The sequence below is a fragment of the Sulfurirhabdus autotrophica genome, assembly GCF_004346685.1.
Classification (GTDB): Bacteria; Pseudomonadota; Gammaproteobacteria; order Burkholderiales; family SMCO01; genus Sulfurirhabdus; species Sulfurirhabdus autotrophica.
The window spans coordinates 22,043-35,632 of the sequence record NZ_SMCO01000028.1 but is presented as its reverse complement, the minus strand read 5'-3'; the positions used below and the strand labels follow the sequence as shown (position 1 = coordinate 35,632).

13 protein-coding genes are annotated in these 13,590 nt (G+C 48.2%); 8 read left to right on the top strand and 5 right to left on the bottom strand.

Annotation, left to right across the window (positions count from 1 at the left end; genetic code table 11):
• Positions 1 to 152 precede the first annotated feature (152 nt).
• The 8 genes from EDC63_RS19100 to hemF all read left to right on the top strand — a co-directional run bounded on the left by EDC63_RS19100 (position 153) and on the right by hemF (position 8,557).
• Entirely contained in the window at positions 153 to 2,150 is a 1,998-nt protein-coding gene (locus EDC63_RS19100; RefSeq protein ID WP_124946063.1) for a putative bifunctional diguanylate cyclase/phosphodiesterase, read from the top strand.
• A gap of 142 nt (positions 2,151 to 2,292) precedes the next feature.
• A complete protein-coding gene (gene dusB, locus EDC63_RS16990) occupies positions 2,293 to 3,303 on the top strand; it encodes a tRNA dihydrouridine synthase DusB (protein WP_124946064.1) in 1,011 nt (336 codons plus the stop codon).
• Positions 3,300 to 3,536 carry a helix-turn-helix domain-containing protein gene (locus EDC63_RS16985; protein WP_124946065.1) on the top strand — a complete coding sequence of 79 codons (237 nt, stop codon included), beginning with the start codon at positions 3,300 to 3,302 and terminating at the stop codon, positions 3,534 to 3,536. The genes dusB and EDC63_RS16985 overlap by 4 nt, the downstream gene beginning before the upstream one ends.
• A 52-nt stretch (positions 3,537 to 3,588) precedes the next feature.
• Positions 3,589 to 5,151: a bifunctional phosphoribosylaminoimidazolecarboxamide formyltransferase/IMP cyclohydrolase gene (purH, locus tag EDC63_RS16980; RefSeq protein WP_223248247.1), complete on the top strand. Its 1,563-nt coding sequence runs from the start codon at positions 3,589 to 3,591 to the stop codon at positions 5,149 to 5,151.
• Between the two features lie 73 nt (positions 5,152 to 5,224).
• Positions 5,225 to 6,511, top strand: coding sequence for a phosphoribosylamine--glycine ligase (gene purD / locus EDC63_RS16975; RefSeq protein WP_124946066.1), 1,287 nt, complete (start codon positions 5,225 to 5,227; stop codon positions 6,509 to 6,511).
• A gap of 11 nt (positions 6,512 to 6,522) precedes the next feature.
• Entirely contained in the window at positions 6,523 to 7,035 is a 513-nt protein-coding gene (gene purE / locus EDC63_RS16970) for a 5-(carboxyamino)imidazole ribonucleotide mutase (RefSeq protein ID WP_124946067.1), read from the top strand.
• Between the two features lie 17 nt (positions 7,036 to 7,052).
• A complete protein-coding gene (locus EDC63_RS16965; RefSeq protein ID WP_124946068.1) occupies positions 7,053 to 7,649 on the top strand; it encodes an L-threonylcarbamoyladenylate synthase in 597 nt (198 codons plus the stop codon).
• 8 nt (positions 7,650 to 7,657) lie between these two features.
• Complete coding sequence (gene hemF, locus EDC63_RS16960) at positions 7,658 to 8,557, top strand: oxygen-dependent coproporphyrinogen oxidase (RefSeq protein WP_124946069.1); 900 nt, start codon at positions 7,658 to 7,660, stop codon at positions 8,555 to 8,557.
• Positions 8,558 to 8,636: 79 nt separating this feature from the next.
• Here the strand turns inward: hemF and EDC63_RS16955 are convergent, their stop codons facing one another.
• The 5 genes from EDC63_RS16955 to EDC63_RS16935 form a co-directional block, all read right to left on the bottom strand.
• Positions 8,637 to 9,539: a PEP-CTERM sorting domain-containing protein gene (locus EDC63_RS16955; RefSeq protein WP_124946070.1), complete on the bottom strand. Its 903-nt coding sequence runs from the start codon at positions 9,537 to 9,539 to the stop codon at positions 8,637 to 8,639.
• Positions 9,540 to 10,056: 517 nt separating this feature from the next.
• Positions 10,057 to 10,767: an ABC transporter ATP-binding protein gene (locus EDC63_RS16950; RefSeq protein WP_124946071.1), complete on the bottom strand. Its 711-nt coding sequence runs from the start codon at positions 10,765 to 10,767 to the stop codon at positions 10,057 to 10,059.
• The gene (locus tag EDC63_RS16945) at positions 10,764 to 11,534 is read right to left on the bottom strand and encodes an ABC transporter ATP-binding protein (protein WP_124946072.1); all 771 of its coding nucleotides are present in this window, start codon (positions 11,532 to 11,534) and stop codon (positions 10,764 to 10,766) included. The genes EDC63_RS16950 and EDC63_RS16945 overlap by 4 nt, the downstream gene beginning before the upstream one ends.
• Positions 11,535 to 11,549: 15 nt before the next feature.
• Positions 11,550 to 12,665 carry an ABC transporter permease subunit gene (locus tag EDC63_RS16940; RefSeq protein WP_370685868.1) on the bottom strand — a complete coding sequence of 372 codons (1,116 nt, stop codon included), beginning with the start codon at positions 12,663 to 12,665 and terminating at the stop codon, positions 11,550 to 11,552.
• On the bottom strand, positions 12,652 to 13,581 hold the full coding sequence (locus EDC63_RS16935) for a branched-chain amino acid ABC transporter permease (protein ID WP_124946073.1): 930 nt from the start codon (positions 13,579 to 13,581) through the stop codon (positions 12,652 to 12,654). Before EDC63_RS16935 ends, EDC63_RS16940 begins: the two co-directional genes overlap by 14 nt.
• Positions 13,582 to 13,590 lie beyond the last annotated feature (9 nt).

The window sequence follows — 13,590 nt, the reverse complement described above, 5'->3', positions numbered from 1 at the left end:
GCTACTACAAGCCTTCGCAGGCAGTAGCTACGTCTCAGAACAGACCGATTTCGATAACCAATTAAATTTGTTCGATTTTTAACCGGACACTAGTGTTGCGCCATGATGAATCATTCATCAGATTGATAATAAAATCGTTTTGAGCGGAATGGATGACAGCAAACAGCAAACATCACTTTAGTATCGGCGTTCGCATTGCCAGCGGATTCTTGATAGCCATTATGCTTATGTTGGCATTGACCTATGTGAGTTTGAATCACATGGAACAAGCCAATGCGCGATTAAAAAACATTGTTCAAAAAAACAATGTAAAAACAGAAATGGCACAAATCATGCAAAAAGCCCTTCGGGAACGGGCACTGAGCATGCATATCATGGCAGTTTTGACAGATGACTTTCTCAAAGACGAGGAATATCAACGTTTCAACGCACTCGGTGGCGAATATACGCGTGCTCGTGAGAAACTGGAAAACCTTGCCGTTTCTCCTGAAGAAAGGAAAGTATTTTCCAGAATCATCGAATTGACTCGAGCGGCCCAGCCAGAGGTTCAAAAAGTGATTGAAATGGGATTGCATGGTAGTGATCCCGGTATATTTGATCAAATTCGCAATGAGAGTATGCCAAAACAAAGGCTGATCAGCGAGCAAGTTGATGCGCTGATAAGATTGCAGCAATCTCAGGCGGCCGCCGCTATCAAAGAGGCGGAAACTTCATCCGCTAGTGCACGGAAAACAATGTTATTGCTTGGTGGTGTGGCCAGTTTGTTGACCCTGGTAATCGCGATATTTGTCGGCAAACGCGCTTCGAAACATGCCCAGGCGCTTGAACACCAGGCTTTGTATGATGATCTGACAGGCTTGCCTAACCGTACACTGTTCCAGGATCGGTTAAAGCAAACGATCACTCACTCGCAACGGGAAGGTCTAACTTTTGCCATTATGTTAATGGATCTTGACCGTTTTAAAGAAGTGAATGATACCTTAGGTCACAACGTCGGGGACTTGCTGCTCCAGGAAGTTAGTCAGCGCTTACTGAAAACCGTAAGGAACAGTGACACCGTCGCACGACTGGGGGGAGACGAATTTGTCATTCTTCTGGAAAACCCTTCCGAAGCGTATATCCAGAAAATTGCACAAAAAATACTGGAAGCACTGGATCATCCCTTTTCGCTCGATCAGGACGTTGTTGACATCAATGCCAGTATGGGTATCGCACTTTATCCTGAACACGGAAACGACGCTGTCACACTGACCCAGCGTGCAGACGTGGCAATGTATGCAGCAAAGCATGATAATTGCGGATTTTTACTCTACTCGGAGTCGCAGGAGCAAAGTTCCCGGGCACACCTTACCTTTAAAAGCGAGTTGCGCCAGGCAATAGAAAATGACGAACTGGTTCTCTATTTCCAGCCCAAAATTGACCACACAACCGCACGAATCATGGGCGTTGAAGCACTTGTCCGATGGCAGCATCCTAAACGGGGATTTCTCCCCCCGGATCAGTTTATCCTTACTGCTGAACAGACGGGTTTAATGCAATCCCTTACACACTGGGTTCTGGAGAAAGCACTGCTACAGTGTGCGGCGCTTCACAAAGCAGGCATTTTCATTAATGTTGCCGTTAATCTTTCTGCAAGAAATTTACACGACAAACAATTACCCGCCAATATTGCCCGTTTACTCGATAAAACAAACGTTGAACCCTCTTATCTGGTACTGGAAATCACGGAAAGTGCCATGATGGCAGATCAGGCCTCTGCGCTTGTCATCCTGAATCAACTCGACAAAATGGATGTCACCCTTGCCATTGATGATTTTGGAACGGGTTTTTCATCCCTTGCATATCTGTCAAAGTTGCCAGTCGATGAAATCAAAATCGACAAGTCCTTTGTAATGGAAATGATGAGTGACAAACAGGCTTTGGTCATTGTTAAATCAACCATTGACCTGGGTCACAATCTCGGACTGAAAGTGGTTGCGGAAGGCGTTGAAACGCTTGAAGCATGGCATGCCTTAACTGAATGGGGGTGTGACTGTGCCCAAGGCTACCTCATGAGCAAACCGCTATCTGCCGCCGATCTGATGCGATGGATAAATGAATCGAGCTGGGCCGAAGGTATCAGCGCCAATAGCATGAAAAATCTGGCCTGAAGTGTCTTATCAGCAATCTGAATAACAACACTAGTCCATCCGTACTAATTTTAGCTGATTTTTATACGCTTATAAAAATCCCTTCTTTAACTGTTGGCCAATTGCGTATAAAATAGGCAGCTTTCCCAAAATATAATAAACGATGAAAATCGGTTCCTATACCCTTAAAAACAATCTGCTCGTCGCACCAATGGCTGGTGTGACTGATCGTCCTTTCCGTCAGTTATGCAAATCGCTGGGGGCCGGAATGGCTGTTTCCGAGATGGTTTCGAGCAATTCATTGTTATGGGGTTCGGAAAAAACCAAGCGCCGCGCTAACCACGAAGGGGAAGTGGACCCGATTTCCGTGCAGATTTTGGGTGCTGACCCCGAAATGCTGGCTGGTGCAGCTCAATATAATGTGGATCAGGGTGCACAACTCATTGATATCAACATGGGCTGCCCTGCCAAGAAAATCTGCAACGTGATGGCTGGTTCTGCTTTGCTGCAAGATGAAGCACTGGTAGGGCGTATTTTAAGTTCAGTGGTTAACGCCGTTAATGTGCCGGTAACACTTAAAATTCGCACTGGCTGGGATAAAGACAATCGGAATGCACTAAAAATCCTGCGTATTGCTGAAGATGCCGGTATTCAGGCTCTCGCTATGCATGGCCGAACCAGAGCGTGCGGCTATTCCGGCGATGCCGAATATGACACCATCGCCGCTGTCAAAGCAGCAGCGCGTATTCCGATCATAGCCAATGGTGACATCACCTCTCCTGAAAAAGCCAAATTTGTACTGGAATACACCAAGGCCGATGCCGTCATGATCGGCCGTGCCGCGCAGGGTCGCCCCTGGATTTTCCGCGAAATTGAACACTTCATGAAAACCGGTGAGCACCTGCCACAGCCAGAAGTAGCGGAAATCCATCGCGTGCTGATGCACCATTTGCTCGACTTGTATAATTTTTACGGCGAATACTCTGGCTTGCGCATCGCACGCAAGCACATTTCCTGGTACACCAAAGGGTTGACGGGTTCTGCCGCATTCCGGCATGCCATGAATCAACTCCAAACAACCGAAGACCAGGTCACCGCTGTAGACAGTTTTTTTACCGAACAAGCCTCTTACGGGCTACGACTGACCTATTTGACAGAAGAAATTGCAGCATGACAAAAGAAAATGAAATCGCGGCTTGTATCAAAAAATCTCTGGATGTGTATTTTAAAGATCTGGATGGAGAAACACCCTGTACGATTTACGAGATGGTTATCGCTTCCGTAGAGAAACCACTCCTGGAAACCATACTGGTTCGCGCTCAAGGCAACCAGACCCGCGCAGCAGAATTGCTTGGACTTAACCGCAATACCCTGCGCAAGAAAATGAAAGAATACGGCATTAAATAACGGTCTTCTAAAGACTTACCTAAACAATCAATAACTTCAAAGTTTTCCTGATATGACAATTATTAAGCGTGCACTCATTAGCGTTTCTGATAAAGCCGGCATTGTGGATTTTGCCAAAGGCCTGAAACAATTCGATATCGAAATTCTTACCACCGGTGGCACAGCCAAACTATTGACCGAAGCTGGTGTAGACGTCACTGAAGTGGCTGACTACACCGGATTCCCGGAAATGCTGGATGGCCGGGTAAAAACACTGCATCCGAAAATTCATGCCGGTATTCTTTCCCGACGTGATTTACCTGAGCATGTAGCGGCTATGGCCAATGCCGGATTTGCCAATATTGATCTGGTAGTGGTAAATCTTTACCCCTTCACGCAGACCATTGCAAAAACCGATTGCTCACTGGAAGATGCGATTGAGAACATCGATATTGGCGGCCCAACCATGGTACGTGCTGCGGCAAAAAACTATCAGCACGTTTCCATTGTTACCGACCCGAAAGATTACGCCGGCTTACTGACTGAACTGTCTTCAACCCAGGGCGCTATTGGTGCAGAAACCCGTGTCAGTCTGGCTAAAAAAGCGTTTACGCATACTGCAGCCTACGATGGCGCGATCAGCAACTATCTGACCAGCCTGGATGTTCAGAACAAACGCCAGACCTTCCCGCAAGCCTTGAACATGCAGTTTACTAAGGTACAAGACCTGCGCTATGGTGAAAACCCGCACCAGCAAGGTGCTTTTTACCGCGACAACAAAGCCTTGCCTGGCTCTATCAGTAACTACACGCAACTTATGGGCAAAGAGCTATCCTATAATAATATCGGCGATTCTGATGCTGCATGGGAATGTGTCAAAACATTTGATGCGCCGGCCTGCGTTATCATTAAGCACGCCAATCCTTGTGGCGTGGGTGTGGCTGATAGCATTCATTCTGCCTATAAGCTTGCGCTTGCGACTGACTCCACCTCTGCCTTTGGTGGCATCGTCGCTTTCAACCGCGAACTGGATCGTGCTACGGCAGAAGCCGTCATCCAGATTTTTGTTGAGGTCGTAATCGCTCCTGGCGTTTCTGCCGAGGCAGCTGAGGTTTTTGCACAAAAACCGAATATCCGTTTACTTTCCGTAGCACTGGATAATAACAGCAACGACTGGGACTTCAAGCGCGTAGGCGGGGGAATTTTGGTACAGTCTCCAGATACCCTTAACGTTTCTGCAGCCGACTTGCGCGTTGTAACCAAATTAGCCCCAACCGAACAACAGTTGCAAGACCTTTTGTTTGCCTGGCGTGTCGCTAAATATGTGAAATCCAACGCCATCGTGTTTGCTGCCAATGGCCAGACACTGGGTGTAGGTGCCGGCCAGATGAGCCGCGTTGATAGCACACGCATTGCCTCCATCAAGGCACAAAATGCCGGATTGGAACTGAAAAATTCTGCCGTGGCTTCTGACGCGTTCTTCCCGTTCCGTGATGGCGTGGATGTGGTTGCAGCAGCGGGTGCTAAAGCGATTATTCAGCCTGGGGGCAGTATTCGAGACGACGAAGTGATCGCTGCTGCAGACGAACATGGTATCGCCATGGTATTTACCGGCGCTCGCCACTTCAGACATTAATTATTAGCAGAGCGTAAAGTTACCTAAAGTAATTGGCTTCACTTTACGCTTTTCAAGATTTTTAGGCTTACATATGAAAATTCTGGTTATCGGTAGCGGTGGACGTGAACACGCGCTAGCCTGGAAACTTTCCCAATCCGATCGTATTCACAAAGTACTTATTGCCCCAGGCAACGCCGGCACAGCATTGGACCCGCATCTCACCAATGTGGACATAACCGGCATTCCTGATCTGGTCAGCTTTGCACAACAGGAAAATATCGCGCTAACCGTAGTTGGCCCAGAAGCCCCTTTGGCTGAGGGTGTGGTTGACGCGTTTCGAGCCGCTGGTTTAAAGATTTTTGGCCCGACCAAACGGGCTGCCCAACTGGAAGGCTCCAAGGATTATGCCAAGGCCTTTATGGTCCGCAACAATATTCCTACCGGTGCCTACGTCACTTTTACCGACGCGATCAAGGCCCATACCTATATTGATGTAAAAGGGGCGCCGATTGTCATCAAGGCAGATGGCCTGGCGGCAGGCAAGGGCGTGGTTGTCGCAACCACCATAGAAGAAGCCCATGCAGCCGTTGACATGATGCTGGTAGGTAATAAGATGGGCGGCGCAGGTTCCCGTATTGTTATTGAAGAGTTCCTTGAAGGCGAAGAAGCCAGTTTTATCGTCATGGCGGATGGTGAGCATGTGCTCCCCCTTGCCACCAGCCAGGACCATAAACGCCTGCTGGATGAAGATAAGGGACCTAACACTGGTGGCATGGGTGCATATTCACCTGCACCAGTCATCACTCCTCAGTTGCATGCACGCATCATGCGTGAAGTCATTTTGCCCGTCATGCAAGGCATGAAAAAGGAAGGCGAAGCCTATACCGGCTTCCTTTACGCTGGCATCATGATCGACAAGGAAGGCGCCCCAAATGTACTGGAATTCAATTGCCGCATGGGCGACCCGGAAACCCAGCCGATCATGATGCGCCTTAAAAGCGATCTGGTGAATCTGGTTGAACACGCAGTGAATGGCACACTAGACCGTGCAGAAGCGGAATGGGACAGACGAACGGCTCTGGGGGTCGTAATGGCAGCCCATAATTACCCGGACACCCCACGGAAAGGGGATGTAATCTCTTACCTGCCTACCGATGAAGAAGATTTTCATGTTTTTCATGCTGGTACCGCGCTAAGAGACAAAGAGGTTGTTACCAGCGGTGGTCGCGTGCTCTGTGTAACTGCTTTGGGTGACAATGTGAAACTGGCTCAACGCAGAGCTTATGATATTGCAGACAAAATAAAATTTGATGGTTCCCAGATGAGACGTGACATCGGGTACCGGGCTATTACATTAAAACCAGGCAAAACAGACTAAAGGAATATTTCATGGACAAACCATTTGTTGCCGTCTTGATGGGTTCAGATTCGGACTTGCCTACCATGCAAGCGACGCTTGATATGCTTACCTCTCTCAGCGTCCCTTGGGAGGTGAAAATCACCTCCGCTCACCGAACTCCTGAAAAAACCATTGAATATGTGAAGTCCGCTGAATCTCGTGGCTGCAAGGTATTTGTCGCTGCAGCAGGGCTTGCTGCGCACCTTGCAGGTGCAGTAGCTGCACATACTTTACGCCCTGTTATTGGCGTGCCAATGGAAGGCGGACCACTATCCGGATTTGATTCACTGCTTTCAACTGTACAAATGCCCGGCGGCATACCGGTTGCCAGCGTGGCAGTCGGCAAAGCGGGTGCTAAAAATGCCGCGTATCTGGCCGCCCAGATTCTCGCTATAGAAGATGAAGCATTGTTCCTGCGACTGAAAGCAGAACGCGAAACCAATGCCCAGCAGATTATTGCCAAAGACGAGGCATTACAGGCAAAAATCAAGGGTAACGCATAATTACGGATTGAAACGGGATGCGTGCGGTCAACTCTTCACTTTTTTACAAAACCGCCGCATCCCCATTTTTGTCACTGCTGCCTAACATCCGTACTCATTTAAGAAATGGCGGTATCATCGCTTATGCAACTGAGTCGTGCTATGGATTAGGGTGCAACCCGCATAACTATCAAGCCGTCTGTAAAATTCTCGCCCTTAAGGGCAGACCCAAAAGCAAAGGACTCATCCTCATTGCTTCAGAACTCGCGCAACTCAACCCTTTTATTGCTCCCTTGTCAGTAGCAGATCAAGATCAGTTGAAGCAACTCTGGCCCGGACCAACGACGGTATTGTTACCTGCAGCAAAAAACACTCCTCATTTTATTTCTGGCCGTCATAAAACCCTCGCAGCGAGAGTAACTGCCCACTCTGATGCTGCGCGGCTTTGTCACTCACTGGGCATGGCACTGGTTTCCACCAGCGCCAACCGGTCTGGTCAAAGAGCACTTAAATCATACAAAGCGTGCGTTGCCGCCTTTGGCGATCAGGTCATGGTCTTCCCTGGACGTATCGGAAAACGTAAACGCCCCTCTACCATCATGGATCTCAAGAGCGGAAAAATTTTCAGGAGCTAAGCATTATTATGGATATTTTAAAAGTTAAAGAATTTTTGCTGGAGCTGCAAGAGCTTATTGTTGAAAGAATGGAGCAGGTCGATGGGGCTAAGTTTCATCGTGATTCATGGGAGCGCCCTGAGGGCGGGGGTGGCATCAGCTGCGTGATGGAAGAAGGTAATCATCTGGAACGCGGAGGCGTAAACTTTTCCCACGTCTTCGGGCAGAACCTGCCTCCCTCAGCTTCTGCACATCGCCCCGAATTAGCTGGGCGTAACTTCGAAGCCATGGGTGTTTCGCTGGTTTTCCACCCACGTAACCCTTATGCCCCTACCGTACACATGAATGTGCGTTTTTTTGTGGCACAGAAGCCTGGTGCAGAACCCGTATGGTGGTTTGGCGGGGGTATGGACTTAACGCCCTACTACGGATTCGAGGAAGATGCGGTCCATTTCCACCAAATGTGCAGCAATGCGCTCAGGCCATTCGATGAAAGCTATTACCCCCGCTTCAAAAAATGGTGTGATGAGTATTTTTTCCTCAAACACCGTCAGGAGCCACGCGGTATCGGCGGCATCTTCTTTGACGACCTGAATGACAAAGATTTCGATTTCAGCTTCAACCTCATTGAAAGCGTGGGCGATCACTTTCTTTCCGCCTATGTCCCTATCCTTGAAAAACGCATGAATACCCCCTATGGCGAACGGGAACGTGACTTTCAAGCTTACCGACGAGGACGTTATGTAGAATTTAATCTGGTTTACGATCGCGGGACGCTTTTTGGGTTGCAATCCGGTGGACGTACCGAATCGATTCTGATGTCGATGCCGCCCATAGTGAAATGGCGCTATGACTGGAAGCCGGAAGAAGGTTCTCCCGAAGCAAAACTTTATTCGGATTTCTTAATCGGCAAGGAATGGTTATCCTAGCAACGATTTTGAAGTGGTCTGTCATTCCAAATGTAATACCGGCTTCAAACGCTAGTGAAGAGTGCCAAAGGGTTCATCATCATGCACTGATTCGAAAATGAGTACTCCTTCTACGCACGAAAGAAAGGCCCGCCGCCCCAAGGCCAAGCAATAACAAAGTAGACGGTTCAGGCACGGTTATCCTATCGGTTGATTGAAACGCAGCGCGAATGTAGTTCTCGCCATCATATATGGACAACACGTTGTTCGATCCGACTGAGCCAGAGCCCAAGATGCCGTTACTTCCATTGTAAAGAATGTAAGATGCGGTAAGTTGGCTTGCATCCAGAGCCTTGGACAACATCAGCTCAATCTGAACTGCATTCGACAGTAACGACTGGATAGAAATCGCATCTATTACAGTGCTTAGATTGGTCGTATTATCATTGTGGCGCAAGCCTACAACCACGTCTCCGGTATTACCACTCACGCCGATAAAAAGCGAGTAGATATCATTTCCCAGATTCCCAAGGCCGACAGCGCGATCGGTTGCGCTAATACCAAAACTCTGGCCTGAAACCGTTGGAAGGTTTGCCATATCGAACAGTCCATGAATTTCAAATGAACTTGCCACTCCCAGAAAACTTGCGTTTGTCGGAGAGGTTGCAACTAACCTCAATGCATTGGTTGTAAGATCGGCATAGGTATTTGTAACCAGCGTTGTTCCACCTAATGAAGGGGTCATAGTCAATCTCCCCCCAGACTCACTGGTCATTCCGGCTGATCCGTAGAGTGAATAAGTTGTTGCACCATCCGGACCGCTTGGCGGTGGAATTCCGTTATTGAAAGAATCACGGAAGATCTCGCTAGGCCCCGCTGCGGCTGAACCTTTTACAATCCAGAATTCATCTATAGTTGGCGTGAAAGGGACGGCGAACGCGGACCCGGCATTAAATGTAATTAAAATGCCGATTACCATCACTGCTCTATAAAATATACTCATTATCGGGCGTCTCCATTCAGTGTATTCATCTAATGAAGCACGCTATTGTTTATATGAATGCAATCAATATTGTACTTTCTCAAAGCAATACCAAAGCATTTCCCATGCCAGCAACTAACAAATTAATTAAATTGTTTTAAAAAACAGAAGATTAATGGTTCAGGTGTGAATAACAGAAAATTAATTTGAACAGTTTCAAGGTGAAGTTGTAAATACGCTCGACAAATCAATACAAATTGAACTTTGATATATAGTTCTTTTTTAGATGATTACAAGCGTGTTTTCTATCTGGATTTGGAAGTAAAAAACACCAAACAATATAAATAAATTATTAAATTACAAGGAGTTATTTAATAATTAAAATTATATACACCTAGTATTTACTTTTTAGACATGTAAAATATTTCGACAAAAAACTGAATCTTTTATCCCATATTGACACTTGAATGAGCTTCTTCTTAACTATGCTGAGGTAAAACTCTAGTACTGATAGTTTTACTGGTATGTAAGAGAGACGCTATTCGCCCAGATAAGCCTGCTGAACCAAAGGATTTTTCAAGAGTGATTGCGCCTCGCCTTTCAAGGTAATCAATCCGCTTTCCATCACATAGCCCCGATGGCTGATTTCGAGGGCAAGTTTGGCATTTTGTTCCACAAGGAAGATCGTCACACCCTGAGCCGCAATATTTCGAACCGTTTCGAATATTTTTTGAACCATGAGGGGGGCAAGCCCCATGCTGGGTTCATCCAGAAACAGCAGTTTTGGCCGACTCATCAAGGCACGCCCCATTGCCAGTAACTGCTGCTCTCCGCCTGAAAGCGTACCGGCTTGTTGTGTTCGACGTTCATGCAAGCGCGGGAAAAGCGCATACATTTGATCCATATCCCCGCGAATTTCCGATTTGTCATTGCGGATATAAGCGCCCATTTCCAGATTTTCCGCCACTGTCAGCCGACTAAATACACCCCTGCCTTCCGGTACCAGCGAAATACCTTGTCTGACAATTTCATGAGTCTGCATACCGGCAATACTGCGCCCTTCATAATGCACTGTGCCTTTTGACACGGGCAGCATGCCGCATAAAGCCTTCAGCGTAGTGGTTTTACCTGCACCATTGGCGCCGATCAGACAAACAAGCTCACCTGCTTCAATTTCGATATCAATACCCTTGACCGCATGAATTCCACCATAGGCAACTTTCAGATCATGAATCTTCAATAAACTCATGATAACGGGCCGCCCAGGTATGCTTCGATCACCAGCGGATCGCGCTGCACTTCAGCGGGCTTTCCTTCAGCAATTTTCTTGCCATAATCCAGCACCGCTATCCGGTCACACATGCCCATCACCAGTTTTACATCATGTTCAATCAACAGGAGTGTCACGCCCACTTCGCGTATTTTTTCCAGCAGTTTTTGCAACCCGGCACGTTCAGCCGGGTTCATGCCGGCGGCAGGTTCATCTAAAGCTAATAATTTGGGTTCAGTCGCCAGTGCGCGCGCAATTTCCAGTCGGCGCTGATCGCCATAAGAAAGGTGCTTGGCAAGCGCTTGAGCGTGGCTCGCTATGCCCACCAAGTCGAGTAATTCGTGGGCTCGTTTTGTCATTGCGGCTTCTTCCGCACGGGTGCCCGCTCCTCTCAATATGGCACCAATTACCCCTGCGCGAGTTCGAACGTGCCGCCCAACCATCACGTTTTCCACGGCGGTCATATTGGCAAACAGTCGGATATTTTGAAAAGTGCGGGCCAAACCGTGTTTGACAACCTGATGAGGTTTCAGCCCAAGCAAGCCATACCCTGCGAGCGCAACCTTTCCGCCAGTTGGCGCATATAACCCGGTAAGCACATTAAACAGCGTGGTTTTGCCAGCACCATTGGGACCAATCAAGCCAAATATCTCCCCCTGGTTGATAGTGAAGGAGACGTCACTTAAGGCCGCCAACCCGCCAAACTGTTTGGACAGATTTTCAGCAACTAGTAACGGGAGGGACAAACCTGCCTCCTGGTCTTATTTTTGATTGTCATAAAGACTATCCTGCTCGTGTTCCAATACGTCCGGACTTGCAACAAACTCGCGTCGACGACGGGCCGCAGGTATTAACCCTGCTGGCCGATAAAGCATCATCAGAATCAGTGCCAGTCCGAATATCAACATACGCAAATCGGATGGTTCGACAATGATTCTGCCAAAAACATATTGCTCAAACTCACCAATATAGCGGAGCGCCTCAGGCAATACTGTCAGTAATACGGCCCCTAATATCACGCCAAATATATTGCCCATTCCACCCAGTACTACCATGCATAGAATCATGATGGACTCCATCAGGTTAAAGCTTTCCGGGCTGATAAACCCTTGAAATCCTGCAAATAGCCCACCAGAAACGCCGCCAAATGAAGCACCCATGGCAAAAGCCAGCAACTTTACATTGCGGGTGTTGATCCCCATGGCTTCCGCCGCTACTTCATCTTCCCGGATCGCAACCCAGGCTCGACCAATACGAGAATCCTGCAGCCGCATGGAAACAAAAATGATGAACAGCGTTAACGCCAGGAACAGATAATAATAATTGTGCACGCCGGGAATACTCAAACCCAACAGATTGTGGGTTTGATTCAGGGAGAAATCGCCGATCGCGATAGGGTCAATCATGTTAACGCCCTGTGGGCCATTGGTAATATTCACAGGGGTATTGAGATTATTGAGGAAAATCCGGATGATCTCGCCAAACCCCAATGTAACGATCGCCAGATAATCGCCCCGCAAGCGCAAGGTGGGAGTGCCGAGCAATACACCAAACGCGCCTGCAACCAAAGCGCCTGTAGGCAATAGCACCCAAAATGGTAAGTGCAATCCAAACTGGGGGGAGGCGAGCAGTGCGTAAAGATATGCACCAACTGCGTAAAAGGCAACATAACCCAGATCCAGCAAGCCGGCATACCCGACTACGATGTTAAGCCCCAAGGCCAACATGATATACAACAAGGTGAAATCCAGTATGCGCACCCAGCTCTGGCCTAAACCGGCATCGACCAAAAAGGGCAGGGCAGCCAGCAAACCACCTAGCAGCACAAATGTTACCCAGGCGGTTCTGCGGTCGTGCCCGAATTTAAGCACGTTCAACGACTCGCTCCCCCAATAATCCAGAAGGTCGGAATACCAGGACCAGTATCAGCACAAAGAATGCGAATATATCCTGATAATGGCTACCCAGGAACCCACCGGTAATATCACCGATATATCCCGCTCCCAGGCTTTCAATCACACCCAGCAGCAGTCCGCCCAACATGGCACCTGCCAGGTTGCCAATCCCTCCCAACACCGCGGCAGAAAATGCCTTTAATCCCAGCATGAAACCCATATAATAGTGCGCCAGGCCATAGTATGCGCTTACCATCACCCCCGCTATTGCCGCTATTGCCGAACCAATAATAAAAGTAATGGAAATGATGGTGTTGATATTCACACCCATTAGCCCTGCTATTTTAGGGGCTTGCGCTGTCGCGCGCATGGCACGTCCCAGTTTGGTTTTGTGAACCATTAATACAAGCCCTGCCATTAGCAGCACGGACAACACCAGTATTAATATCTGCAAATCCGTAATGGTCGCGCCACCAATTTCATGCCGGGTCGTAGGAAGAATGGGGGGAAAGGAGATGTATTTGCGGCCCCAGATCAGCATGGCCACGTTTTGCAACACAATCGAAACACCGATAGCCGTTATCAGCGGAGCCAACCGGGGTGCATTGCGCAACGGTCGGTACGCCACTCGCTCGATCGTATAACCCAAAGCCATACAAGCAGGTATAGCCGCCATCACCCCTAACAGCACAATCATCACACCGGGTAGATTAACGCCGCTGCCAACTAACGCGCTGATAACCGCCAATGAAACCATGGCACCGATCATGGTGACTTCGCCATGGGCGAAATTAATCAGCTCCAGAATGCCATATACCATGGTGTAGCCCAGTGCCACCAGTGCATAAACACTGCCCAGCACCAGACCATTAATCATTTGCTGCAAAAATATATCCAACTTCAGACT